This is a genomic window from Arthrobacter sp. Y3224055 (genome assembly GCF_059090825.1).
In genome coordinates, this window is sequence record NZ_JBNHGB010000001.1 from 1027218 (window position 1) to 1051598 (window position 24381).

The 24381-nt window shown below is 69.1% G+C and carries 19 protein-coding genes and 1 pseudogene; 9 read left to right on the forward strand and 11 right to left on the reverse strand.

The window, feature by feature from the left end:
- Positions 1 to 16 precede the first annotated feature (16 nt).
- The 7 genes from AC5RTY_RS04930 to AC5RTY_RS04960 all read right to left on the reverse strand — a co-directional run bounded on the left by AC5RTY_RS04930 (position 17) and on the right by AC5RTY_RS04960 (position 9509).
- Positions 17 to 2872, reverse strand: a complete 2856-nt coding sequence (locus AC5RTY_RS04930; protein ID WP_494139134.1) for a helix-turn-helix transcriptional regulator — start codon at positions 2870 to 2872, stop codon at positions 17 to 19.
- Between the two features lie 39 nt (positions 2873 to 2911).
- Positions 2912 to 3736: a fumarylacetoacetate hydrolase family protein gene (locus AC5RTY_RS04935; RefSeq protein WP_494065344.1), complete on the reverse strand. Its 825-nt coding sequence runs from the start codon at positions 3734 to 3736 to the stop codon at positions 2912 to 2914.
- A 106-nt stretch (positions 3737 to 3842) separates the two neighbouring features.
- Positions 3843 to 4838: a cation diffusion facilitator family transporter gene (locus tag AC5RTY_RS04940; RefSeq protein ID WP_494065345.1), complete on the reverse strand. Its 996-nt coding sequence runs from the start codon at positions 4836 to 4838 to the stop codon at positions 3843 to 3845.
- The gene (locus tag AC5RTY_RS04945; RefSeq protein WP_494065346.1) at positions 4835 to 5317 is read right to left on the reverse strand and encodes a transporter substrate-binding domain-containing protein; all 483 of its coding nucleotides are present in this window, start codon (positions 5315 to 5317) and stop codon (positions 4835 to 4837) included. The genes AC5RTY_RS04940 and AC5RTY_RS04945 overlap by 4 nt, the downstream gene beginning before the upstream one ends.
- A gap of 107 nt (positions 5318 to 5424) precedes the next feature.
- Positions 5425 to 6444, reverse strand: a complete 1020-nt coding sequence (locus AC5RTY_RS04950; protein WP_494065347.1) for a PHP domain-containing protein — start codon at positions 6442 to 6444, stop codon at positions 5425 to 5427.
- Positions 6445 to 6483: 39 nt separating this feature from the next.
- On the reverse strand, positions 6484 to 7923 hold the full coding sequence (locus tag AC5RTY_RS04955) for a phytoene desaturase family protein (protein ID WP_494139135.1): 1440 nt from the start codon (positions 7921 to 7923) through the stop codon (positions 6484 to 6486).
- Positions 7920 to 9509, reverse strand: coding sequence for a glycosyltransferase family 87 protein (locus tag AC5RTY_RS04960; RefSeq protein ID WP_494139136.1), 1590 nt, complete (start codon positions 9507 to 9509; stop codon positions 7920 to 7922). The genes AC5RTY_RS04955 and AC5RTY_RS04960 overlap by 4 nt, the downstream gene beginning before the upstream one ends.
- Positions 9510 to 9647: 138 nt before the next feature.
- Here AC5RTY_RS04960 and AC5RTY_RS04965 point away from each other — a divergent pair.
- From AC5RTY_RS04965 to AC5RTY_RS05000, 8 genes and pseudogenes are all read left to right on the forward strand, one after another.
- Positions 9648 to 10775: pseudogene (locus tag AC5RTY_RS04965) on the forward strand (cytidylyltransferase domain-containing protein); the annotation flags it as partial.
- A gap of 114 nt (positions 10776 to 10889) precedes the next feature.
- On the forward strand, positions 10890 to 11807 hold the full coding sequence (locus AC5RTY_RS04970) for an N-acetylneuraminate synthase family protein (RefSeq protein ID WP_494092119.1): 918 nt from the start codon (positions 10890 to 10892) through the stop codon (positions 11805 to 11807).
- 9 nt (positions 11808 to 11816) lie between these two features.
- Positions 11817 to 12788 carry a glycosyltransferase gene (locus AC5RTY_RS04975; RefSeq protein WP_494139137.1) on the forward strand — a complete coding sequence of 324 codons (972 nt, stop codon included), beginning with the start codon at positions 11817 to 11819 and terminating at the stop codon, positions 12786 to 12788.
- Complete coding sequence (locus tag AC5RTY_RS04980; protein ID WP_494139138.1) at positions 12785 to 14134, forward strand: polysialyltransferase family glycosyltransferase; 1350 nt, start codon at positions 12785 to 12787, stop codon at positions 14132 to 14134. Before AC5RTY_RS04975 ends, AC5RTY_RS04980 begins: the two co-directional genes overlap by 4 nt.
- 10 nt (positions 14135 to 14144) lie before the next feature.
- Positions 14145 to 15254, forward strand: a complete 1110-nt coding sequence (locus AC5RTY_RS04985; protein WP_494139139.1) for a hypothetical protein — start codon at positions 14145 to 14147, stop codon at positions 15252 to 15254.
- Positions 15254 to 16501, forward strand: a complete 1248-nt coding sequence (locus tag AC5RTY_RS04990; RefSeq protein ID WP_494139140.1) for a DUF6716 putative glycosyltransferase — start codon at positions 15254 to 15256, stop codon at positions 16499 to 16501. Before AC5RTY_RS04985 ends, AC5RTY_RS04990 begins: the two co-directional genes overlap by 1 nt.
- 129 nt (positions 16502 to 16630) lie before the next feature.
- Positions 16631 to 17716 (forward strand): inositol-3-phosphate synthase, encoded by a 1086-nt coding sequence (locus tag AC5RTY_RS04995; RefSeq protein WP_494065354.1) that lies wholly within the window; start codon positions 16631 to 16633, stop codon positions 17714 to 17716.
- Between the two features lie 91 nt (positions 17717 to 17807).
- Positions 17808 to 18908, forward strand: a complete 1101-nt coding sequence (locus AC5RTY_RS05000) for an acyltransferase (RefSeq protein WP_494139141.1) — start codon at positions 17808 to 17810, stop codon at positions 18906 to 18908.
- A 36-nt stretch (positions 18909 to 18944) separates the two neighbouring features.
- On the opposite strand, the gene AC5RTY_RS05005 is transcribed toward AC5RTY_RS05000, so the two are convergent.
- The 3 genes from AC5RTY_RS05005 to AC5RTY_RS05015 form a co-directional block, all read right to left on the reverse strand.
- Entirely contained in the window at positions 18945 to 20633 is a 1689-nt protein-coding gene (locus AC5RTY_RS05005; RefSeq protein ID WP_494139142.1) for a formate--tetrahydrofolate ligase, read from the reverse strand.
- A 247-nt stretch (positions 20634 to 20880) separates the two neighbouring features.
- On the reverse strand, positions 20881 to 21141 hold the full coding sequence (locus tag AC5RTY_RS05010; RefSeq protein ID WP_493978224.1) for a GlsB/YeaQ/YmgE family stress response membrane protein: 261 nt from the start codon (positions 21139 to 21141) through the stop codon (positions 20881 to 20883).
- Positions 21142 to 21463: 322 nt separating this feature from the next.
- Positions 21464 to 21856 (reverse strand): hypothetical protein, encoded by a 393-nt coding sequence (locus tag AC5RTY_RS05015; RefSeq protein ID WP_494139143.1) that lies wholly within the window; start codon positions 21854 to 21856, stop codon positions 21464 to 21466.
- A gap of 678 nt (positions 21857 to 22534) precedes the next feature.
- Between AC5RTY_RS05015 and AC5RTY_RS05020 the strand changes: the two genes are divergently transcribed.
- The gene (locus tag AC5RTY_RS05020; RefSeq protein ID WP_494139144.1) at positions 22535 to 23773 is read left to right on the forward strand and encodes a DUF418 domain-containing protein; all 1239 of its coding nucleotides are present in this window, start codon (positions 22535 to 22537) and stop codon (positions 23771 to 23773) included.
- A gap of 3 nt (positions 23774 to 23776) precedes the next feature.
- Here AC5RTY_RS05020 and AC5RTY_RS05025 read toward each other — a convergent pair whose 3' ends face one another.
- A complete protein-coding gene (locus AC5RTY_RS05025; RefSeq protein ID WP_494139145.1) occupies positions 23777 to 24379 on the reverse strand; it encodes a histidine phosphatase family protein in 603 nt (200 codons plus the stop codon).
- Between the last annotated feature and the right edge of the window lie 2 nt (positions 24380 to 24381).

Below are 24381 nucleotides of genomic sequence, written 5' to 3' on the forward strand. Positions count from 1 at the left end.
AACCCCCTGGCGGGGTTCAGTCCTGCCGGTCCAGCACGGCCGCCAGTTCCTTGCGGGACGCAATCCCGAGCTTGGCGAACGACCGGGACAGGTGCCACTCCACCGCCTTGATGGTGATGAACAGTTCGGCCGCGATCTTGCGGTTCGTGAGCCCCTTGGCCGCCAGGGAGCAGACCCGGTACTCGGCCGGCGTCAGCCGGTCGGCCTTGTTCTCCGCGATCAGCGGCAGGTGGTGATCCTGCTGCGCGAGCAGGCGGGTCATGCGCCGGGCCACCGCGGCGGCCCCGATCCGGTTTCCCAGGACCAGCGCCTTGCGCGCCGTCGCCAGCGCTTCCGTCCTGAACACCGCCAGCGCGTCGCCCTGCGCCGGCTCCAGGCAGATCTCGGCCAGGTCGGCCAGGGCCAGCGCCAGCTGGTAGCGGCCCTCGTGGGCTTCGAGCAGCGAGATGGCTTCGCGCAGCATGACGACGGCGCCCGGCCCGGGCTCGGCCAGCGCGGCGGCCCGCAGCACCGTGCCGGTCAGGCGCGGGGCGCCGAAGGAGCGGACCTCCTGGAGCAGTTCGGCGGCAACCGCGGCGGCGTATTCGGCCTGCCCGGCACGGGCGGCGGATTCGATGGCGCTGCGCGTCCACAGGTTCAGTGTCGGGCCCAGGCCGGCGCCGAGGTCCATGGCGGTGGCGAAGTACTCGAGCGCCAGCTGGTGGTCGCCGTGTCCGGCGGCCACCACTCCGTGCAGCTGGAGCGCCATCGCCTGGACCAGCGGCACGCGTTCTTCCGCCAGCGGGACCCGTTTGAGCAGGGCGTCCGCGGCCGCCAGGTCGTCCCGGGCAAGGTAGACCTCGGCCAGCGTCACGCAGGCTACCTCCAGGTACGTCCGCCAGCCGGTGTCTGCCGCCTGCATGCTCGTTTCCAGGTCCATCTGGGCCAGCCGCAGCCGCCCCCGGTTCAAGTGGATGGCGCCGCGGCAGTAGGTCAGGGTGGCGTTCGCCATCGGCGAGGAGTTGGCCCGCGCCTCCGCGATGGCTGCGTCCAGCAGCTCCAAGGCCGCGGCGTCCTGTTCCGAGCCGTTGAGCGCACCGGTCGCGTAATTGATGATGTTGGACTCCGCGCCGACCTCCGCCAGCAGCTTTCCGCCGGCGCACGCCCGCAGGGCCAGTTCCCCGCTGCGTTTGGCATCGATTCCGGTCACGGTCAGCCGCAGCGCCTCCTGCACCAGCAAAAGCCGGTCGCTCGGGCCGTCGTGCGCCGGGTCCTGCGCCAGGATGCTCGCCAGCTCCTGGCGGTACTCCGCCGAGAACTGCAGCTGCTGGAACCCCGCCCCTGTCGCCAGCGCAACCACCCGCCGCCTGAGCTCGGTGTGCGGGTCGCCGTCGTTGTCCAATTCGCTCAGGGCCTGGCTGTAGTAACGCGCACTTTCCTCTATCCGGTTGATCGAATACCGGGCCTCGGCGAACTCCAGCAGCAGCTCTACGCGCGCCCGGGTGCCTCGGGTCATGGCCAGCGCCCGTCGTCCCAGGACCTCCGCCTGCGGGAGGCGGCCGGCGGCCTGATGGGCCAGCGACGCTTCAATCACGATCCGGCGCTGCAGCTCCGGTGCCAGCCCGTTCTCCGCCATGGCCCGTTCGATGAGCCGGACGGCGAACTCCGCCGCGCCGATCCGGCGGGCTCCCCCGGCGGCATCGAGCAGGATCTCGGCCGAGGCAGGGTCGGCGCCCGGTTCGGTCGCCAGGAGGTGGCCCGCCACCACGGCGCTCTCGCTGCCCTGTGCGATCAGGGCGGCCGCCGCCCGGCCATGCAGTTCGGCCTGCCGTTTGGGCTCCAGCGAGGCGAGCACCGCTTCGGCCACCAGGGCGTGCTGGATCCGCGGGCGGGGACGCAGGGCGCTCAGGAACCGCGCGGCGGCGAGGCGTTTCAGCACCGGGGTCAGGTCCGCCGCCGACAGCCCCGTCATGCGCGCCAAGAGTTGGTGGCTCGCGTCCTCCCCCAGGACGACGACGGCGTCCAGCACGGCGCGCTCGGTCGCCGAGAGCCGGTCGAGGCGGTCTTGAAGGACGGCGGCTTCCGCCTGGGCCTTGCCGATTGCGGCGGTATCGAGAGTTGGGCCGGCGCCGCCCTCCAGGAGCTCGTGGACATAGAACGGCGTTCCCCCCGCCGCCGCGTGGATGCGCGCCGCCACGTCGTGGTCCGCGGCGGGCCGGCGGTTGGCCGTCCACTCGGCCACGGCCTGGCGGTCCAGCGGTTGCAGCGGCCAGTGCACGCGGCCGTCGGCACGGGCGGCGCTGCCCCGGGCACCGCCGTCGTCGGCATCCAGCAGCAAAGAGTCCGCCAGGATGCCGTCGCCGCGCTCCGCACCCTGGCCGGTACGCACCCCGCGCAGCAGCAGCAGCGGGACGTCGATCAGCAGGCCCGCCATGTCGGACAGCGACTGGAGCGAAAGTTCGTCCAGCCACTGGGCGTCGTCCACCACGGCGGCCACCGGTCCCTCCTGGGCCAGCGAACGCAGGACCCAGGAGGCCGAATAGGTCAGGGCGTCCTTGTGCAGCGGACCGCCCGCGTAGGTCAGGAAGGAATGCAGCACCCGGCCCTGCCCGTCGAACGGCGGGCCGTGGTCCGGCACCTGCTGGGCCAGCGGCGCGAACCACTGCCAGAACATGGATCCGGGCAGCGAACGGCGGGCGGCGCCGGCCGCCCGCAGCAGTTTCCAGCCGCGCGCGGAGGCCTCGGCGCACACCGTCTCCAGCAGGGATGTCTTGCCGATTCCGGACGGGCCGCTGACGGTCAGTTCGATGCTGCGGCCGGATTCCACAGCAGTGGCGAGGTCGCGCCACTGCGCCACCTCCCGGTCACGCCCAAACAGCCGTGTTTGTGCCACTCCTTGATCCTAGGACGCCGGAGGGAGAAATTCGACGTTTCAGCGCGGCTCTTCGGCCACGCAGCGGTTATGCAATTCGCCGATTCCCTCGATCCTCGTCACCAGCTGCGCTCCGGCGGGAATCCATTCACGCGGTTTCCGGGCCAGTCCCACGCCGGCCGGGGTGCCGGTGGCCAGCAGGTCACCGGGTTCCAGGGTCATGAACTGGCTGACGTAGGAGACCAGCTGCGCGCAGGAGAAGATCAGGTCCGACGTGTTGCCCGACTGCTTGGACACGCCGTCCAGCTCGCATTCCACCGCCAGCCCTGCCTCCGGATCCAGCTCGTCTGCCGTGACGACGACGGGGCCCACCGGAGTCATCCGGTCCCAATTCTTGCCTTGGAACCATTCCGAGGTGCGGCCCTGCCAGTCGCGGACGGAGACGTCGTTCATCACCGTGTAACCGGCGATCGCGTCCCGGGCGGCGGCGGCATCGGCGTACCGGATCCGGGAACCGATCACCACGGTCAGCTCGGCCTCCCAGTCGATCTTCGTGCTGGCCGCGGGCAGCACCACGTCGTCCACCGGGCCGACCAGCGCGTTCGGGTACTTGGTGAAGATCGTGGGGTATTTGGGGACCTCCTGGCCCACTTCCTCGGCGTGCGCGTAATAGTTCAGGCCGGCGCAGAGGATCTTGCCCGGATGCAGGATCGGCATGTCCAGCTCCGACGCCGCCGGCGCAGGGCCCCGCTCGCCGGGCAGGGTCCGCCAGTCCCCGCCCCTCAGCAGTTCGCCGACGTCCCTGGCGGGCAGGTAGTCGGTGACGCCGCCGTCCTGCCGGAACGCCTGCGTGGTCCCGTTCCGCCGTACTGTCCCCAGACGCATCTGTACCTCCTTGCGGCAGCCGTGCGCCGCCGTCGTGATGTTGTTGGGCCCTGGCAGCAGGGTCTCCTTGCACGATATACGGTGGGGCGCGCCGCACGGGGAGCGTTCAGAGGTTCCTTTCGGACTGGCGCTCCGATGCTCCGCCTGCTTCCTCGGGCAGTTCGGAGACCGGCACCAGGACCGTGTCGTGGATCATCCAATGCAGATCGATGCAGCCGTCCCGCGCCTCTTCGAGGACATCGACCGAGGGGACGCGTCCGTCGCGGGGGACGACGAAGGCCTCAACGTGCAGCACATGGCCCTGGTCGCGGACACGCGAGCCCGCTTCTTCCACCCATTCCAGTTGGCGCAGATAATCATCGATGCGTTCGATCAGCGGGTGGGGCTCCGAGTCGTCAAAGGTGGTGGCCCGGCTGTCCATCAGGTCGGTGACGGAGCCCCGCATGTTTTTGTAGCCGTCGCGCAAAATTCCCCCGGCGATGAACAGCGCCGCGGCGGCGTCGGCCCACCACAGACCGATCCCGATGCCGGCGACCCCGACGATGGAGCCGACGGCCGTCTTCCAGTCCGCCTTGTTCATGTCCGCATCGGCATAGAGGACCTTGTCATGCAGTTGCTCGGCGAGTTTTTCCTTGGCCCGGCCGAGCAGGACCGGAGGGACGGCGGTCACTGCCATGACGGCCATCATCAGCCAGCCGAGCCAGACGGTATGGCCCAGCAGCTGGACCGATCCGATGGGCGGGTGCTCCCCTTTCAGCAGGCCCATGCCGGAGTCGACCACCAGGAATGCGCCCATGGTGCAAAGGGCCACCGCGGCCACGAGATGCGCAATCCCGGTCGACCGGTGGTACCCGTAGGGGTACTTCCGGGTGGGCGGCCGGTTGATGATCTTCATCGCCAGCAGGAACGCGATGGGCGGGGCGAGGGAGAGCATGTCTTCGATCCAGGCCGCCTTCATCGCCTGCGAATTGCCCATGACCAAGGCGACCAGGGTGACGGAGACCGCCAGCACGGCGATGGTGGTCCACTGGAGCCTGATAGCGCGCCGGAGGGCCTTTTCCTGCTCGTCGGGCAGCTCGGTCCGGCCGAATTTGGTATTCATCCCCGTCCCTTCCGGTCGAGAAGAAACGTTTCCAGTTCCCGCAGGAAGGCGTTTTCGCCCATCCTGGTGGCCATGACGTATTCCACTTTGCCTCCGTCGGGGGCGCGGCCCTCGGCGTAGGGCTGGGTCAGGGCGGCCTTGTCCGACCACGGCGATTTTTTCGTCAGGCCTCCGATGACGAGGTCCAGGTCTCCGCCTTCGAGCTGTCCCATCAGGGATTCCTCGCCGGCCGCTGTCCAGGCGACGGTCGCTTCGCGGGCGGCGGCGAATTGCCTTACCAGGTCCGCCTCCGAACCCGCGGGCTCCGCGCCGTCCCGGACTGCCGTCCAGGGCGGGTTGTGCGAGACGCCCACCCGGAGGGTACCGCCGCTGATGCGCTCCAACGTCCCCTCCGGGTCCGCCGGCACCTGCAGCCCGCAGGAGGTCATCAGCAGCATGGCCAGCACCGCCAAGAGCGCCTTCGAAAAATTGTTCAGCATACTGAGGACCATAGCTAAAGCGGCGCCGTTTTGGGGACGCCCGGGCGGCTTGCCGACGTCGGGCCCGGTCGGCGTTTCCGGCGGGGTCGGAGGCAGTTACAGGCGGGCTACCGGCCCTGGCGGCACCACTCGAGCAGGCGCTCCACGGGCCAGGTGGTGATGATCCGTTCGGCCGGGACGCCGTTTGCCGCGGCCCGTTCGGCGCCGTAGTGGAGGAAGTCCAGCTGCCCGGGCGCGTGGGCGTCGCTGTCGATGCTGAACAGGCAGCCGGCGTCGAGGGCCAGCTGGATGAGCTCGTCCGGAGGGTCCTGCCGCTCGGGCCGGGAGTTGATTTCGACCGCAACGTTGTTTTCGGCGCAGGCGGCGAACACCCGTTCGGCGTCGAACTCCGACTGCGGGCGGGTTCCCCGTGATCCCTTCACCAGCCGCCCGGTGCAGTGGCCCAGCACGTTCGTGCGCGGGTTCTCGATGGCGCCGAGCATCCTGCGGGTCATGGTGCCCCGGTCCGACCTCAGCTTGGAATGCACGCTGGCGACCACCACGTCCAGCCGGTCGAGCATCTCCGGTGACTGGTCCAGTTGGCCGTTCTCCAGAATGTCGGCTTCGATCCCGGTCAGCACCCGGAAGGCGTCGGCTGAATCGTTGAGCTCCGCGACCAGCTCAAGCTGCCGGGCCAGCCGCTCCGCGCTCAGGCCGTTGGCGACCGTGAGGTTCGGCGAGTGGTCGGTCAGGGCAAGGTAGTCGCGGCCGAGCCAGCGGGCGGCATCGGCCATGGCTTCCGGCGGCGAGCCGCCGTCGGACCAGTCGCTGTGGCTGTGGAGGTCGCCGCGCAGGGCCTGGTGCAGCTCGCGCCCGCCCTCGGCCAGGGGTGTCGCGGCGCGCTCCCGCACCTTCGCCAGATAGTCGGGGACCTCGCCGTCGACCGCCTGCTGGATCACCACGAAGGTGCTGGCGCCGATCCCTTTCATGTTCTTCAGCCGGCCGGTGCGCGCCCGCTCGGCCAGCTCGGCGGGCTCCAGCCCGCCGGCGACGGCGGCCGCCTTCCGGAACGCCTGCACTTTGTACGTGGGCGCGAGTTCGCGCTCCAGCCAGAAGGCGATTTCGTTCAGGGCGGCGACAGGATCCATGGGACCATCTTCCACCGGCACCGCCCGCTGTTCCATGGCTTACGGCCTCAGGGACGGCACAGCCAGTCCGAATTGCTCCCGCAGGGCCAGCTCGGCGGCGCGGTAGCCGGCCATGCCGTGCACGCCGGGGCCGGGCGGTGTCCCGGCCGAGCATAAGTAGACACCGTGCAGCGGGGTCTGCCAGGGCTTCCGGCTCAGCACCGGGCGCGCCGCGAGCTGCAGCAGGCTGACGGCCCCGGTTCCGAAGTCGCCGCCGACGTAGTTGGGATTGTAGGCCTCGTAGTCCGCCGCGGACATGCTGGCCGAATCCACCACCAAGTCGGTGAAGCCGGGGGCGGCGCGCTCCAGCGCAGCGGTGATGACCGGCTCCATGTCCCGGGTGGAACCGCCCGGAACGTGGCAATAGGTCCAGAGCACGTGGCGCCCGGCCGGCGCCCGGGACGGATCGACCACGGCGGGCTGCGCGGTCAGGATCACCGGGTCTTCCGAGTGCCGGCCGCGGGCAATGTCCCGCTCGGAGGCTGCCATCTGTTCCCGTGTCCCGCCCAGATGAACGGTGCCTGCCAGGCGCAGGTCCGGATGGGCCCACGGAACCGGCCCGGACAGGATGTAGTCCACCTTGGCCGCCCCGGGTCCGTAGCGGAAGCGCTGCAGGGCGCGCGCATAGCGGGACGGGAGCCGGCCGCCGGCCAGCCGCAGCAGTTCGGTGGGCGAGGTATCCAGCATCACCGCCTCGGCGTCGGTCAGCTCGGCGAGCGACGCGACCCGGTGCCCGGTCTCGAGCCGGCCGCCGTGGGCCTTCAGGTCCTCGACCATGGCGTCGATGATGGCCTGCGACCCCCGGGCGGGCAGAGGGAAGCCCACGGCATGGGCGAGCGCGCCGAGCATCAACCCCGCGCCCGCGGACGAGAGGCGGCGCACCCCGCCGGGGGTGTGCGCGGCGACGCCGGTCAGCAGCGCCGGTGCGAACTGTTCCTTGAAGCGCAGGTTCCAGGCGGGAGAGCCCTGCTCCAGCGTGCGGAGCCCGTACCGGAAGGCCGTGACCGGGCTCGCGGGCACCTGGAGCAGCTGGTCCATGGTGAACTCCAGCAGCGCGCCGGTCCGCGCGACGAGCGGTTCCATCAGCTGCCGGTACGCGCCGCCGTCGGCCCCCAGTCCGGCCACGGTCCGGTCGAGGTCGCGGTGGGCCACCGCCGCGGCGGCCCCGTCGATCACCTGTCCGTAGGAGACCTCCGGCACCAGCAGTTCGATCCGCTGGTCCAGCCCGAAGTCCCGGAAAAACGGCGAGGCCGCCGCCATCGGGTGTACCGCGGAACAGACGTCGTGCCAGTGGCCCGGTTCCATCAATTCCACCGTGCGGGAGCCCCCGCCGGGCGTGGCTGCGGCCTCGAAGACCGTGACCCCGAGGCCAGCACGCGCCATGATCACGGCCGCCGCCAACCCGTTCGGCCCGGCGCCGACTACCGCTACGTCCGTCACGTTGGATCTCCTTCCCGCTGGGGCTTCAACCTTGTGGCCTGCGCGGCCTCACCGGCAAGGCCGGGCCAGGTCGAGGGCCGCCGCACGGCATCTATGCCTGGCGAAGAATGTTCGGCCTGCCCGTTCCCGCCAGCGGTTGCCGGGCCCGCGCCCCTCCCCCTGACGGCACCCGGCAACGGCAGCGTGAACCTGTCCGGCGCCTCGTCGTAGTCGCCGCCCTGCGGGTCGTCGGTGTCCACCCGGCGGACCGGGTCATGCTCCGGCAGCCAGATGGCACGCACCACCTTCCCTGCTATGTATGCCGTTGCTGCTATATGGGCGACGACCGCCAGCACGTAGTACGGCGTGTCCAGGTTGCGTGCCGCTTCGCCGCCGCTCGTCACCTGGCCCAGATGCATCCAGGTGGCCCACCAGTGCAGCGCCTCGAAAAACTGCCAGATCAGGAAGTCGCGCCAGCGGGGATGGGCGAGCACGGCCAGCGGGACCAGCCACACCACGAACTGCGGCGAATAGACCTTGTTGGTGAGCACGAAGGCCGCCACCACGAGGAACACCAGCGACGCCATCCGCGGGCGCCGCGGCGCCGCCCAGGCCAGGAGCGCGATGCCCGCGCAGGCGGCCGCGAACAGCAGGAGGGAGGCGGCGTTGATGAATTCGGGGCTGAGGACGGGCAGTTGCTGCCGCTGCGCCATCAGGTTGTAGGCGTACCAGAGGGACGAGTGACCGGCTTCGCGCTGCCGGCTGTAGTCCAAAAAGTGGAACCAGCCGCCGAAGTCGCGCAGCATGAACGGCAGATTGACCGCCACCCATACCGCGGCGGCCGCCAGCGCGGCCCGGGCCAGGGGGCGGTACCTGCCGGTGCGCACCGCCAGCAGCAGGATGGGACCGAGGATCAGCACCGGATACACCTTGAGCGCGGCGCCGAGGCCGATGAGCACTCCGGCCAGGACCGGGCGGCGCCGGGCGAAGGCGAGCATCGCCAGCGCCGCCAGCATTGCCGCCCAGAGGTCCCAGTTGATCGTCCCGGCGAGCACAATGCCCGGTGCCAGCGCCACCATCGCCGCGTCCCAGGGCCGCCGGTGGCTCATCCGCGCCGTCGCGATGACGGTGACCAGCCAAACCACGGCCACCAGGGTGGCGTTGATATCGAAATAGGCCAAGGCCCGTTCGGGGGACGCGCCCTCGCCGGGAACCAGCCACGCCGTGACCCCGGCCACCAGGCCCAGCAGCACGGGGTACTCGAAGGAACTTCCCGCGGTGACGAACGGCATCACTCCGCCGGCCAGCCCGCGGGACTCGAAGAGCACCGGCCAGTCCGAGTAGCAGCCCATGTAGAAATAATCCGGCAGCTCCCACCCGGCCAGCCGGCACGGCGTCTTGACCAGGACGGAAAGCAGCGCCGCGACCGTGGTCAAGATGATCAGCACCCGCTCCACGGTGAAAAATCCGGGCGCTACCAGGCCCGGGGCGCTGTGCCGGCCCAGCGGTCCGCCCACCAGTTCTGTGAACTGCTTCAGGAACGGGTCGTTCCGGCTGGGCACCACGATGCGCAGCGGCGTGCGGCGCGAAGAGCGGGACCCGGGCATGGTCCAAGACTACTGTCGGGGGCCCGGCGGCCGCTGATCCGGGCCCGGCGGCAGGTTACCCGTTTCGTCCGCTGCTGCACGCCTTCCCGTAACCTGGTCCACCCCGGGCCGTTACCGGTGCTTCCTACCGTGACTCCAATGAGTTACAACGATCCCCGGGAAGTCCTGGTCGTCATCCCGGCCCGCGGCGGTTCCAAGGGAATCCCGTTCAAGAATTTGATGCCCGTGGCCGGCCGGAGCCTAGTGGCCCGCGCCATCGACAGCGCGTTGGCGGCCCCGTCGGTGACCGACGTGGTGGTCAGCACCGACCATCCGGACATCGCGGCCGAAGCCGAACGTTGCGGCGCCCGCGTCGTCGTCCGCCCCGCGGAGCTCTCCGGAGACACCGCCAGCAGCGAATCCGCCGTGCTCCACGTGCTCGCCTCGCTGCCCCGGCAGCCGGCGGTCACCGTCCTGCTGCAGTGCACCTCGCCGTTCATCGAGCCGGAGCACCTGGACCGGGCAGTCCTGGACGTGCTGGAAGACCGCGCCGACGTCGCCTTCTCCGTCACCGAGAGCCACGCGTTCCATTGGTCGCTTGACGACGACGGTGCCGTCACCGCCGTCGGGCACCGCGCCGACGTGCGGCCCCGCCGCCAGGACCGCCGGCCGCAGTACCGCGAAACAGGGGCGTTCTACGCCATGCGCACCGCGGGCTTCCTCGACCGCGGGCACCGCTTCTTCGGCCGGCTGAAGCTGCAGGAAGTGCCGGCCGGGCAGGCGATCGAAATCGACTCGCCCGAAGACCTGGCCGTGGTCCGGGCACTGGCCGGCCCGGCATGCGCCGAGGCGGCGGGCGCCGCGGCGGCCGGCGCCGTCGACGTTGACGCCCTGGTCATGGACTTCGACGGCGTCCACACCGACGACCACGCCTTCGTGAACGCCGAGGGCGAAGAGTTCGTCCGCGTCAGCCGCGAGGACGGCATGGGAATCTCCCGGCTGCGCAGCACCGGAATTCCGCAACTGATTTTGTCCACCGAACGCAACAAGGTGGTCAGCGCCCGGGCCGGGAAGCTCGGCATCGACGTCCTCCAGGACGTCTCGGACAAGGCCGGAGCGGTCCGCCAATGGATGGCCGTGAACCGGTTGGACCCGGACCGGGTTGCCTACGTGGGCAACGACGTCAACGACCTGCCCGCCATGGGCGTCGTTGGTTGGCCGGTGGCTGTGGGCGACGCCCGCGCCGAGGTCAAAGCCGCGGCACGGACCGTGCTGCAGCATCACGGCGGCGAGGGCGCGGTCCGCGAGATCTGCGAACTCATCCTCGCCGCCCACAGCGGTGCCGGCGGCCCGCGCCGCCTTCAACAAGCCACCACAGCAACAACCAGAGAGAGTGCACAGATGACTACCGAAGCTACCGTTTCCGTCAATGTTCCCGCCGGTTCCCCGGCGCCCGTCGCGATTGGCGACGTGCAGGTCGGTGCCGGGCAGCCGGTTTACGTGATCGGCGAGATCGGCATCAACCACAACGGCGACATCGAGATCGCCAAGCAGTTGATCGATGTCGCCGCCGAGGCCGGCGCGAACGCGGTCAAGTTCCAGAAGCGCACCCCGGAGATCTCCACCCCCGCTGACATGCGGGACAAGATGCGCTCCACCCCGTGGGGCGAGATGACCTACCTGGACTACCGGTACCGGGTCGAGTTCGACATGCCGATCTATCAGAAGCTCATCTCCCACGCCGCCGACCGGGGCCTGCACTGCTTCGCCTCGCCGTGGGACGTGCCCTCGGTCGCGTTCATGGAGGAAGCCGGAGCCCTGACCCACAAGGTCGCCTCCGCCTCCGTGACCGACACCGAACTGCTCACCGCGCTGCGCGAGACCGGCAAGCCGGTGATCCTGTCCACCGGCATGTCCACGATCGAACAGATCGACAAGGCCGTGGAAATTCTGGGCACGGACAAGCTGATCCTGATGCACGCCACCTCCACCTACCCGCTGCCGCCGGAAGAGGCGAACCTGCGCATGATCACCACACTGCAGGAGCGCTACCAGGTGCCGGTGGGCTACTCCGGGCACGAACGCGGCCTGCAGATCTCGCTGGCCGCCGTGGCCCTGGGCGCGGTGACGGTGGAACGGCACATCACCCTGGACCGGACCATGTGGGGCTCGGACCAGGCCTCTTCGCTGGAGCCCAAGGGCTTCGAGGCGCTGATCCGCGACATCCGGATCCTGGAAGAAGCCATGGGCGACGGCGTCAAGCGCGTCTTCCCGGGCGAGCTGGCGCCGCTGTCCCGCCTGCGCCGGGTGGACGGCTAAGCACACGCCATGAACCAGCCATTACTGAGCGTCATCATCCCGGCGAAAGACCAGGCCCCTTTCATCCGTGACGCGATGACCAGCCTGACCCGCCAGTTCGATGATCCCTCGGTCATGGAAATCATCGTCATCGATGACGGTTCCACCGACGGGACCGGGGAGCTGGCCGCCGCCTTCACCGGCCGGCTCCCCGGCCTGCACATCCTTCGAAACGACGCCGCGACCGGGCTGGCGGCGGCCCGCAACAAGGGGCTGGACGCCGCCACGGGACGCTACATCGCCTTCCTTGACCCGGACGACTGGTACGCGCCCGGCCACCTGTCACGCATCACGGCGGAGATCAGGGAGCTGGGGGTGGACTTCCTGCGGGTGGACCACGTGCGGCACGCCGGGGGAATCCGGACCATTCATCGGGCACCTCAGGCCGTGCGCGGCGTCGCCCTCGATCCCCGCCGGGACATCGGACCCATGGACGCCTCATCCATGGTGGACTACCCGTTCGCGCCCTTCGGCATCTTCGACGGCGCGCTGCGCGAGGCCGGGCTGCTGCACTTTGTGGACGGCCTGCATACCGCCGAGGACCGTCCCTGGATCTGGCGGCTGCACCTGGAGGCAACCTCCTACGCGGTTTCGGACCAGTTGGGTGCCTTCTATCGCCGCGGCGTCGCGACCTCCTTGAGCCAGATCTTCGACCGCCGGCAGTTGGATTTCCTGCGCAGCTACGCCGAGGTCTTCCGGCTGGTGGCCGCAGACCGCGAGGCAGACCGCTTCCGGCCCAAGGCGATCCGGCAATTCCTGGCCATCGCCTGCCATCACCTCGATCGGTCGGAGAAGATGACCAGGGCCGTCCGCCGCGAACTGACGTCCGGTATCCGGGCTGTTGTGGCCGGCCTCCCGGCCCCCGCCGTCGGCAGCTGTCTGTCGGGCATGGACAAAAACCGGCGCCAGAAGCTGGAAACAGCGATCGGACCAGTGAAGTGAAAGAACTTTTCGTCGTATCAACGCTCTATCAGGTCGTCTCACTGGCCGCGGCCGTCGACGACGGGACCGTGCCGGCCACTGGTGCGGAACGCATCCTGGTGCTGACCAACAACGCACTGATTCCGGAGATCACCGTCCCGTTCCACGAGTCGCCGGGCTTCGCCAACGCCGCCCGCAGGTTCGACCGCGTGGTGGACCTCGGCAAGCTGCTCTGGCCGCGGCGGCCGGGGCAGTTCAATCCCCGCGAGCAGGACCTGGATCTGTGGCAAAGGCTGCTGCGCTCGGAATGGGACCTGGGCGACGACCCGGTCCGTCTCTACGTCGAGTCCATCCAGGTCAACCCTGCGGTCGCCCTGGCCCGAACCTTCGCCCAGGCAACCGTCTCGGTACACTCGGACGGCCTGATGAGCTACGGGCCCACCCGCAACCCCGTCCCGCTGGCCGTGGCCCAGCGGCTCGATTCCCTGCTGTACGTGGACCTCGTCCCCGGGCTGCGCCCGCAGTTGTTGCGCGAGCATGATCCCAAGCTGCTGCCGGTGGATCCGGCCTCCCTGCGCCGCGCGATGGAGGAGCTGGACCGGTCGGTGCCGCCCCTGGTGCTTCCGGGGTCCCAACCGGGTGCCGCCGGCAGCGCGCTGCTGCTGGGCCAATACCTGGCCGAGCTCGGGATCCTGTCGGCCGAGGAAGAAGTGGCGCTGCACCGCGGGATGATCGAAAAGGCCCTGGAGCGGGGGATCCGGCACTGCATCTTCAAGCCCCATCCCAACGCCGGACCGGCAGCCCTGCGCTCCGTCCAGTCGGCGGCCGAGGACCTCGGAGTACGGCTGGAGATCCTGGAGTCCCCGGTACCCGCGGAAGTGGTGATGCAGCGCCTGCAGCCCCGGTTGGTGGTCAGCTGTTTCTCCACCGCCCTCATGACCGCCAGGTACCTGTTCGGCATCGAGGCGGCGGCCGTAGGAACCGAACTGCTGCTGGAGCGGCTGACCCCGTACGAAAACAGCAACCGCGTGCCGGTCACCATCATCGACGCGATCCTGGAGCGGAACTTCCACGCCCCGGCCCAGGAGGCGGCAGACACTCCCCCTGCCGGCCGCCTGCAGCACCTGGTCGAAGCCGTCTCCTACTGCATGCAGGCCGATACGCTGGCAGCAGGCCGCCCGAGTGCGGAAACGTATCTGCAGCACATCCAGGACGGACCCAACATGCGCTATTTCAAGCGGCGACGGCTGACCAAGCTTCAACTGCCGGGCGGATTGCCGCCTGCCGTGGCCGCCCGCCCGCTGGCCAACGTCGGACGGCTGGGCCGGCGTGCGGTCCGCAAGCTGCGGTCCCGGGCCGCCTCGTGAGGCGGGCGCGATGACGGAAACAGCGATCACCGCGGCCTTCCTTCCCCAGCTGGGACCGGCGGCGGAGGGTTATCCGACCCGCCCACCCGTCGGGTCCAAGACGCAGCGCGGGCGCCGGAGCGAACTGGTGCGCCCGCGCTTTGGCCGGGCCGCCGTCTGGGCCGAGTCGCCGTTGCAGTTGCTCAGCGCCGTGGAGGCGCACGGTGCCGGCCTGCTCGGCCGGGACACGCTCATCTACCCGCGCAGCGATGCCGTCGGCATGGACAGCACCCTGCAGTCGCTGATGGAACAGGTGCCAAGCGGCGTTCGGTTCGCGCCGCCGGCGGCCGCCCTCCCGGCGGTGCGCAACAAAAAGCTCGACCGCTGGGTCACCGGCGACGCCTACTCCGGCAAGGTCCAGGCGGAACTGTTGCGCGGCGTGGGCGCGGACGAACTGGTCATCGTGGACGACGGCCTGGCGACGCTGAGCCTGCTGCAGATGCTGGTCAGCGTGCGGCCCGTCCCGCTGATCCGGCCGCGGGCTGTGCCGACCACCCGCCGCAAGGCGCTGGGCCTGGCCACCTGGTGGACCCTGCGGAGAATGGCCGGCCAGGGCCGGCTGCTGGTGTTCACGGCCTTGACCGTGCAGCCGTCGGTGGAGAGAAAGTTCCGGGCCCTCGGCGGGCATTTGGAACGGCACCGCTTCGAGTGGCTGGGCACCCAGCCAGTCACCGAAAACATCAGTGAGCCGACCATCGTGGTGGGTTCGGCGATGCCCGCCGACGGGCTGATCAGGGCGGAGCCCTACCTGGAGTGGGTGCGGTCGCTGACCGAGGACGGCCCGATAGCGTATTTCCCACACCGCCGGGAACAGCCGGAACTGCTCGGCGCCTTGGCGGAGCATCCGCTGATCCACGTCAAGCAACACACCATTCCGGTGGAAATGCGCCTGCGCGGCCTCCGGCCCGGGCAGGCAGTCCGCGCCCTGCCCTCCACGGTACTGGCCTCGCTGCGCCTGATCCTGGCCCCGTCCGGCGTGCCGCTGAAAGGGCAGCCGGTACCGGACGACTGGTGGCTGCCCGGGACAACGGAAGAACTGCGCCGGCACCTGAGCAGCTCCCTGCGGGACGGAGGCAAGTGATGGCCCCCGAGTCGCGGCATTCCGCCGCGCCCGTCGCCGGCGGGCAGCACCCGGCCCAGCCGTTCCGTCTGCTGGCAGTCGCCGACAGCGACTCCTACCTGAAGTTCGCCTGCGCCACGCTGGAGTCCGTCGGCGCCGGGTGGGAGCGTGAGGTGCTGCTGGTGCGCTCCCCCATCCTTCCGACCCTGGAGCAGACCCAGGCGGCCACCGCCGGGACGTTCCTGGCCGGCAAGGCGCCGCGCGTGATTCCCGCCTCGGGCCTGCGGGCCGCGCTGGCGGGTGCCGACGTCGTGCTGGCGGCAGCCACCGGACCCATCGTGGAAGAGATCTTCGCCCAGGCGGCCCGGATGCCGCGGCGGCCGGCCCTGGTGTCCGCGCTGCCGGGAGTGGCCTTCCCGGCCACCCGCAAGGCGCTGAACTACCGGGCGCTCGGGGACGCGTTCATCACCCACAGCCACGCCGAATGCCGGGCGTTCAGCGACTTGGCCGACGCCATGGGGCTGCCGCAGCGGATCCTGGTGTCGCGGCTGCCGTTCCTGGCCTCGGCCGGGCGTCCGGAGCCACAGCAGACGCCGCTGGATTCGGTGGTGTTCGCGCCGCAGGCCAAAGTTCCGGTGGAGCGGGAGCAGCGCGTGGCCATCCTGCAGGCCCTCGCGGCGTTGGCCAGGCGCCGGCCGGAGTTGTCGGTGCGGGTGAAGCTGCGGGCCTGGGCGGGCGAGCCGCAGACGCACACCGAGCAGTACCCGTTCGATCAGTTGTGGTCTGAATTGGTGGCGGCTCGGGCGGTGGGCGGCCACGAACTGCAGTTCTGCACCGGCCCCATGTCGGACCAGCTGACCCCGGGAGCCGCCATGGTGACCGTCAGCTCCACCGCGGCCCTGGAAGCGCTCGACGCCGGCCTGCCGGTGCTCATCCTGGACGACTTCGGACTCTCCGAGCAGATGTTGAACAAGGTGTTCGACGGTTCCGGGCTGGTCGGCAACCTGAAGGACCTGGTGGCCGGCCGGTTCGGGCATCCCGACCCGCGCTGGTTGCGGGACAACTACTTCCACGCCCAGTCGGTGCGGCTGGACGAGGTGCTGGCCAACTTCGCGGCACGCGCCCGGGCCGGAAAGCTCTCGACCGATCCGGATCGCCTGGCCGCGGTGCAGCGGCGCAAGCTGCGCTCCAGGCTGCGCACCGTCCTGCCCGCGCCGGCCTTGAGGCTGGTGCGGCGGCTGCGCAACGCCGGGAGGCTGCCCGCCTGAGCGATTAACCCGCGCTCCGTACCGTCCCGGGAATGGACGCGCCCGGCAATGTGTTGAAACACGGCGTAGACTGGATAGGCTGCCCGCCATCGGCGCGGCGGCCCTACAGAAGTGTTTCGAAGGAGAACCGTGGCAGAGAACCCCATCCGGGTAGCGATCGTCGGTGTTGGAAACTGTGCGGCCTCGCTGGTCCAGGGCGTCCACTACTATCGTGGCGCCGACCCGAGCGCAACGATCCCCGGACTGATGCACGTTGAGTTCGGCGCCTACCACGTCGACGACGTGCAGTTCGTCGCCGCGTTCGACGTTGACGGCAAGAAGGTGGGGCTGGATCTCGCCGACGCTATCGGCGCCAGCGAGAACAACACCATCAAGATCGCCGATGTTCCGGCCACCGGCGTCAAGGTCCAGCGCGGCCACACCCTGGACGGCCTGGGCAAGTACTACCGCGAGACCATCGTGGAGTCCGACTACGAGCCCGTGGACGTGGTCGCTGCCTTGCGCAAGGCCGAGGTTGACGTCATGGTCTGCTACCTGCCGGTCGGCTCCGAGAAGGCCGCCAAGTTCTACGCGCAGTGCGCCATCGACGCCGGCGTCGCCTTCGTTAACGCCCTGCCGGTCTTCATCGCCGGCACCCAGGAATGGGCCGACAAGTTCACCGCGGCCGGGGTTCCGATCGTCGGCGACGACATCAAGAGCCAGATCGGTGCCACCATCACCCACCGCGTGATGGCCAAGCTGTTCGAAGACCGCGGCGTGGTGCTGGACCGCACCTACCAGTTGAACGTCGGCGGAAACATGGACTTCAAGAACATGCTCGAGCGCGAGCGCCTGGAATCCAAGAAGATCTCCAAGACCCAGGCCGTGACCTCCAACACGTCGGCCGTGCTCGGCGACGACGACGTGCACATCGGCCCCTCGGACTACGTGTCCTGGCTGGATGACCGCAAGTGGGCGTTCGTCCGACTGGAGGGCCGCAACTTCGGTGACGCCCCCGTCTCGCTTGAATACAAGCTCGAGGTCTGGGACTCCCCCAACTCGGCCGGCGTGATCATCGACGCCATCCGTGCCGCCAAGATCGCCCTGGACCGCGGAGTCGGCGGACCGATCCTCTCGGCGTCCAGCTACTTCATGAAGTCCCCGCCGGAGCAGTACGACGACGACACCGCCCGCGCGAAGGTCGAAGCCTTCATCCGCGGCGACTCCGACCGCTAAGACGCACCGCAAGAACCGGGGCCGGCCCAATGGGGCCCGGCCCCGGTTCTTCTTTTGCCAGCCGGCGGCGGCTTCCGGGTAGATTGGGCTCATGGCCGTCCCCTCCCTGTCCCCCGCCGGGGAGCTCCGAGGACCGACCCCCCTCCGCCGCCGCAACTACGCGCTGGACATCCTGCGCATCGTCAGCATCGTCGGCGTGGTTGTCATCCACTCCTTCGGCGAGCTGGCCGGCGACGACGACCGCCGCCACCAGCCGGACTGGATCTGGGCGGCGATCATCGACATAGCCTTCATCTGGGTGGTGCCGGTCTTCGTCATCATCTCCGGCGCCCTGGTGCTGGCGCCGCGGACGCACAAGGAAGGCGCGCTGGCGTTCTACCGCAAACGCGCCCTGCGGCTGCTGCCCGCCCTCGTGGCCTGGCACCTGGCCTACATCTTCCTGGGCAGCCACGTGATGCTCGGGCGCGAACTCGAACCGGTCGCCGTGCTGGTGTCCGTCTTCGACACCCACGTGTACCCGCACCTGTACTTCCTGTGGCTGATCCTGGGCCTGTACCTGGTGGCACCGCCGCTTGCCCGCTACCTGCAGCGGGTGAGGCTACGGCGGGCCGCCGCCGCAACCGGCGGCGTGCTGGTCCTGACCCTCGCGCTGTTCAGCCTCCAAGCCGCCAGCATCCAGTACGAGTGGGGCTGGCAGTACCCCTGGAACATCCTGACCCAGTGGTTTCCCTACCTGGGGTACTTCATGGCCGGCTGGGTGCTCACCCAGGTGCGCCTCCCGCGCGGTGCCGCCGCGGCGGCGGGAGGCGCCGCCGTCGTGCTCTCCGTTTTCAACATCTGGCACTGGATCAACCAGGATTCCACGCCGCTGCTCAACGTCATCACGCCGTCCAGCTACGTGGGGCTCGGTGTCACCGCGGCGGCGCTGTGCATCTTTGCCGCCGTGTACCACCTGCTGGCCGGATGGCAGCCGCCGGGCTGGCTGGGCCGGTTGCTCGTCCAGCTGTCCAATGCCTCGTTTGGCGTGTTCCTGTGCCACTACCTGTTCCTGACGTGGCTCACCTTCCACGTCTTCCCGGACCGCGAGCCGACGCTGCCGCTCCTGTTCCTGAAGTTCTCGGTGGCCACGGCCTGCTCCTTCGCCGTGACCCTGGTTGCGTTGCGGATTCCCGTGCTGCGGCGGCTGTTCTAGACCGCAGCCACCGCAGCCAGGCCGCAGCGGCGCAGGCTAGAAGAGTCCGGTAATGACGCCGTCGTCGTCCACGTCCATCCGGCCGGCCGCCGGTTCCTTCGGCAGGCCCGGCATGGTCATGACGTCGCCGGTCAGCGCCACGATGAAACCCGCCCCGGTCTTCGGGATCAGGTCGCGCACCGTGATGCTGAATCCGCTCGGGGCGCCGAGGACCGCGGGGTTGTCGGTGAAGGAATACTGCGTCTTGGCCATGCACACCGGAAGTTTGCCCCACCCGTTCGCCTCGATCTCGGCCAACCGCCTGCGCGCCGGGCTGGTGAACTCCACGTGGTCCGCCCCGTAGATTTGCTGGGCGATGGTCTCGATCTTCTTCTCCACGGTCAGGTCAAGGTCGTACAACGGGGAGAACGACTGCGGCTGCTGCAGGACGTCCGCCACCTTCGCCGCCAGCTCATCGCCGCCGGGGCCGCCGCCGCCCTGGCCCCAGACATCGGCAATAGCCGCCTCGACACCCTTCTGCCGGCACCAGTCCAGCACCCAGTCGAGTTCTCCGGAGCTGTCGGTGGTGAATTTGTTGATGCCCACCACGGGCGTGACACCGAATTTGAGTGCGTTGTCCACGTGGCGCTCCAGGTTGGCGATGCCGGCCTGCACCGCTTCCAGGTTCGGTTCCTTCAACTGCTCCTTCGGGATGCCGCCGTGCATTTTCAGCGCCCGGATGGTGGCCAGCACCACGATGGCGGACGGGGCGAACCCGCCGGCGCGCGCCTTGATGTCCATGAACTTCTCGGCGCCCAGATCGGACCCGAACCCGGCTTCGGTGACGACGACGTCGGCGAGCCGGCGGGCGGTCTGCGTGGCCAGCAGCGAGTTGCAGCCGTGGGCGATATTGGCGAAGGGGCCGCCGTGCACGAAGGCGGGCGTGCCGGCGATGGTCTGGACCAGGTTCGGCTTGATGGCGTCTTTCAGCAGCATGGCTAGCGCGCCCTGCACACCCAGGTCCGCCACGGTGACCGGCTTGCGGTCGTAGGTGTAGCCGACGGTGATCCGGGACAGCCGGGCTTTCAGGTCGGCGAGGTCGGACGAGAGGCAGAAGACCGCCATGACCTCGGAGGCGACGGTGATATCGAAGCCCGCCTCCCGCGGCACTCCCTGCGTCGGCCCGCCCAGACCGATCACCACCTGGCGAAGCGCCCGGTCGTTCATGTCCAGCACCCGCCGGAACGTCAGCCGGCGCGGGTCGATGCCCAGCTCGTTGCCCTGATAGATATGGTTGTCCACCAGCGCCATCAACGCGTTGTTCGCCGAGGTGATGGCGTGGAAGTCCCCGGTGAAATGCAGGTTGATGTCGTCCATCGGGAGCACCTGCGAATAGCCGCCGCCGGTTGCCCCGCCCTTCATGCCCAGGATCGGTCCGAGGGAAGGTTCACGGATGGCGACCATGGTCTTGTGCCCGGCCCTGGCCAGGGCGTCCGCCAGGCCCACCGTGAGGGTGGATTTGCCTTCACCGGCCGGGGTGGGCGACATCGCGGTCACCAGGACCACCTGGCCGCGCGGTTCCTCGTGGCCCTTTCCCAACTTGGCGGGATCAACCTTCGCCTTGTAGCTGCCGTAAAACTCGAGAGCCTCCGCCGGGATGCCGGCGGCGTCGGCTATGGCGGTAATGGGCCGCAGAGTGGCGCGGCGGGCAATCTCCAGGTCGGTCAGCGGAGCCGGTTCAGACATCGTCGTCCTTCTTCCTCGCATGGGCCATACAGGCGGCAGTACCGCCACAGCCAACGTATCAGCCATCAAGGCCGCCGTCACCGGTCCCTGAGGGGAGAAGGGGAACCGGAGAACGGGGCCTGGTGGACTGGCTGGAAGCACTTTGCGAATGGCCGCCTCGGAGCGTCCGGCTCTTCGTCCGAGGAACAAAAATGGCCTGCCGCGCGATAAGCACGCGGCAGGCCATCTTCGTGTTTATTTGCAGCCGTTAGCGGCGGACCGCCCGACGACCGGACAGGCTTTCTGCCACACCGATCAGAAGTACCGCGGCAATGACGGCGACGATGAATCCAAGGACGTTCAGTTCAAAGATGTCGCCTGTGCCCAGCAGGTTTGCGATGACACCACCGATGATTGCTCCGACTATGCCGAGCAGCAGCGTGGCCACGAGCCCCAGGTTCTGCTTTCCGGGCTTGATAAGGCGGGCGAGTGCTCCGATAACCAGCCCTGCAATGATGAAACCGATCATGTTGCCTCCTCAGGTTGCGATGGACCCACCATAAGCATACTTAGTGATCGTACGCAAAACGTTTCATCTAGCCGGCGACGGTAAGGCGCCACTGAGACGACGCTGCCGCGCGGCCTCCGGGATGCCGGTTTCAATGAAACACCACGGCACTTGAGCCTCGACAAATGCTTGAAGGCGGAGGTGTTTAAAGGCCGAGGCCCGCGCCTGGAGCAACCCGGGCGCGGGCCTGAAGCTACATCGGGTCCAATGCGACTCATCGGATCCTCCTCGCGGATGTGTCCCCTACGGAACGGCGTATTTATTTGCACCTGCCGGCTGGAACTCAGCGGATGAGCTGGCGGTGCGACAGCAATTCGTCGCGCACGTGTTCCAAGCGCTGTTCATCAACACCCACGTTCTGTATTCGTTCCCACAGCGAGACGCTCTGGCGGAGCTTGCGGATCATGGCATTCACCTCCTGCCTGGCCAAGAAATTCGGCATGCCCGCTGCCGCGGAGCGTTTCGGGCTGTCCGGCGTCGGCACGGCGAAGCCCGCACCCCCGCTCACGGCACCGGCGTCGCCGGGACCGTCGCCGCGGGTGTCAAGGCCGCCCAGGCTTCCGGCGGTGATCACCTCGCCGTGGCCGCGCCGCTCCGTTTCCCGGGCCTGCGCCGGCTCGGGTGGACGGACGGATCGTTCCGGTGCAGGCAGCACGGCTGCATCCAGCGGTTTCATGAGGGGTTCCTCTCTGGAATGGGCGGAGTTTTCTCCGGAATGGGTTGGATTTCGGGCAGGACGCATGGCGGTATCCAGGCGGGTTGCCGTTGTCGGGGCGGGGCCGGTGGCCGTGCTCGAAGCAGCAGCAGGGGTCGCCGCGTCGGCAGCGGGTAATGCGGTAAGGGTGCTCATAGCGAAGTCCTCAAGGCGGAAGGTGAGGCCTCCGCGCGGGGGAGCTAGAGAAGTGCGGCGATTGACATACGGCAGCGGTTCAAGACTTGAACCGGCCCAATCAGCGAAGTTCTACTGCGCAGAAATGGCGGAGGCGGGTCGTCGGAGCGCGGCGAAGGAGTTAAACACTCCGCCCGGCGTCTTGGTCATATTCACGATTCCCACCTCCCGTTCCTGATAGCGCCAATAGATACGTCCGAGTTGAAGCTCCTGATTGAGAAAGTTCAATCGGACTCGTCCAACGTACCCGATTGCTCCCGCTTCTGCCTAGCCACGCCCGGGAACTTATTCATTTTTTTCTCGCTGAACCGGCGTGTCGCCCGCAACACGCCGCATAACGACGGCGGTGCCTCCCCTCAACGAGGTGCTTCCCCCTTCGGCGACCCCCTCGTTCGCGTTCCGTCCGCCTTGGCCCGGTTTGCCGCCCGTTCCGGCGGCCAGGCAGGCTCCCTAAACTGGACCCGGATGCGAGCACCCACCCCCGGACGGGACGACGACATGGAAACTGGAGCTCCGCCGGGACCCGCGACCGGACCTGCGGCCCCGAAGTCCCCGGCCCGCATTGACGAGCTTGACGCCCTGCGGGCCTTCGCGCTGCTGGGCATCCTGTGCGTGAACATCTGGTACTTCGCCGACCCGTATGCCGTCACCGGCGGCTCGAACCCAAAGTTCCAATCCGGCGCGGACACCGCGCTCCGCTTCGCGGTCAGCCTCCTGTTCGAGGCCAAGTTCTACATCCTGTTCTCGTTCCTGTTCGGCTACAGCTTCGTTCTGCAGTGGGCTTCGGCCGTGGCGGACGGCCAGCCGGTCGTCGTCAGGACCGTGCGCCGGGCGGCCGGCCTCGTGGTCCTCGGGCTGCTCCACGGCCTGCTCCTGTTTCACGGGGACATCCTGCTGGCCTACGGCCTGCTGAGCCTGGTGTTGCTCCGCACCCGCGCGCTCTCCCCGCGGGCCGCTGCCGCGGCCGGAGTGGCGGTCATCGGCTGCATGGGCGTGTTCGTCCTGATGCTGGGACTCATCGCGGCGGCCGCGGGGCCATTCGACGGCAGTGCCGCCGCGGGCGCCGCGCCGGCGTTCGGGCTGGCCGGCTCTCCCGCCGACGTTCTGGCCCAGAACGCGTCGCTGTATCCGCTGACGCAGCCTAATGCCGTGCTCCTCCAAGGCCCGATTGCCCTCGGCGCGTTCTACCTCGGCCTGGCGTGTGCCAAGGGACGGCTGCTCGAGCGGGGCATCGCACCACGCACGCTCCGCCGCCTGGCTGTCACGGCGCTGCCGGCCGGGCTGGCCGCTTCTGCGCTGCAGGCGTGGTTGCAGCACGGCGTCGGCGGTCCCGCGATGACCGTGGTGGCCTTTGGCATTTCCACGTTGACCGGGCCGCTGCTGACGGCCGGTTACGTCGGAGTGCTGCTGCTGTCCTTCCGCACCGCGGCCGGACGCGCCCTGTGCGCCGTGCTGGCTCCCGCAGGCCGCCTCGCGCTGACCAACTATCTGGGACAGTCCGTGCTGATGGCCCTGGTCTTCACGGGTTTCGGTCTGGCGTTGACCGGCCGGTTGGCCCCGCCCGCGGTGCTCGGGGTGGCGGGGCTCCTCTTTGTGGCGCAACTGCTGGCCAGCGCCTGGTGGGTGAGGTGGTTCCGGTACGGGCCGCTGGAGTGGCTGCTGCGCAGCCTCACCTACTGGCGGCGTCCGGCCATGCTCCGTTAGCGGCTAGAGGTTCCAGCCCGCAATCGCGGGCGTCTTCTTGTCCCACCCCAGCCGGCAGACGGCAGCGGTATCCAGCACGAAGTGCCGGCCCTCGATGGGTTCCAGGCCAAGCCAGCGGGCCGCAAGCACCCGGAGGAAGTGCCCGTGTGCCACCAGCAAGACCTGGCGTGACCCTGGCGGTTCGGACGAAGGGCCGTCGAGCACCTCGGCGATCACATGGTCGGCCCGGTCGGCCACCTCTTGCAGGGACTCGCCGCCGCGGACGCCGTGGGTCCAGATCAGGTAGGAGGGATCCTTGGCCCGGATGGCCGCGCTCTGGAGGCCTTCATAGTCTCCGTAGTCCCATTCATGCGCTTCGGCCACCACCTCCGCTTCGGGGTAGCCGGCCAGTTCGGCCGTCCGGCGGGCACGCGCCAAGGGGGAGGTCAAGACGGTGTGGAAACGGACTCCCGCCAGCTTCGCCGCGGCGTCGCGGGCCTGCTGGACCCCGGCCGGAGTCAGCTCAAGGTCGGCCAACCCGGTGTACCGGTGGTCGCGCGACCACTCGGTTTCGCCGTGGCGCATCAGCCACAACACCGGAAAATCATGCGGTTCGGCCGCGACCATGG

Excerpts from the sequence above, each read along its gene's own strand:
- AC5RTY_RS04935 (WP_494065344.1), bottom strand. The coding sequence starts at position 3,736 with ATGCGTCTGGGGACAGTACGGCGGAACGGGACCACGCAGGCGTTCCGG.
- AC5RTY_RS04940 (WP_494065345.1), bottom strand. The coding sequence starts at position 4,838 with ATGAATACCAAATTCGGCCGGACCGAGCTGCCCGACGAGCAGGAAAAG.
- AC5RTY_RS04945 (WP_494065346.1), bottom strand. The coding sequence starts at position 5,317 with ATGCTGAACAATTTTTCGAAGGCGCTCTTGGCGGTGCTGGCCATGCTG.
- AC5RTY_RS04950 (WP_494065347.1), bottom strand. The coding sequence starts at position 6,444 with ATGGATCCTGTCGCCGCCCTGAACGAAATCGCCTTCTGGCTGGAGCGC.
- AC5RTY_RS04960 (WP_494139136.1), bottom strand. The coding sequence starts at position 9,509 with ATGCCCGGGTCCCGCTCTTCGCGCCGCACGCCGCTGCGCATCGTGGTG.
- AC5RTY_RS04970 (WP_494092119.1), top strand. The coding sequence starts at position 10,890 with ATGACTACCGAAGCTACCGTTTCCGTCAATGTTCCCGCCGGTTCCCCG.
- AC5RTY_RS04975 (WP_494139137.1), top strand. The coding sequence starts at position 11,817 with ATGAACCAGCCATTACTGAGCGTCATCATCCCGGCGAAAGACCAGGCC.
- AC5RTY_RS04985 (WP_494139139.1), top strand. The coding sequence starts at position 14,145 with ATGACGGAAACAGCGATCACCGCGGCCTTCCTTCCCCAGCTGGGACCG.
- AC5RTY_RS04990 (WP_494139140.1), top strand. The coding sequence starts at position 15,254 with ATGGCCCCCGAGTCGCGGCATTCCGCCGCGCCCGTCGCCGGCGGGCAG.
- AC5RTY_RS05000 (WP_494139141.1), top strand. The coding sequence starts at position 17,808 with ATGGCCGTCCCCTCCCTGTCCCCCGCCGGGGAGCTCCGAGGACCGACC.
- AC5RTY_RS05005 (WP_494139142.1), bottom strand. The coding sequence starts at position 20,633 with ATGTCTGAACCGGCTCCGCTGACCGACCTGGAGATTGCCCGCCGCGCC.
- AC5RTY_RS05010 (WP_493978224.1), bottom strand. The coding sequence starts at position 21,141 with ATGATCGGTTTCATCATTGCAGGGCTGGTTATCGGAGCACTCGCCCGC.
- AC5RTY_RS05015 (WP_494139143.1), bottom strand. The coding sequence starts at position 21,856 with ATGAAACCGCTGGATGCAGCCGTGCTGCCTGCACCGGAACGATCCGTC.
- AC5RTY_RS05020 (WP_494139144.1), top strand. The coding sequence starts at position 22,535 with ATGCGAGCACCCACCCCCGGACGGGACGACGACATGGAAACTGGAGCT.
- AC5RTY_RS05025 (WP_494139145.1), bottom strand. The coding sequence starts at position 24,379 with ATGGTCGCGGCCGAACCGCATGATTTTCCGGTGTTGTGGCTGATGCGC.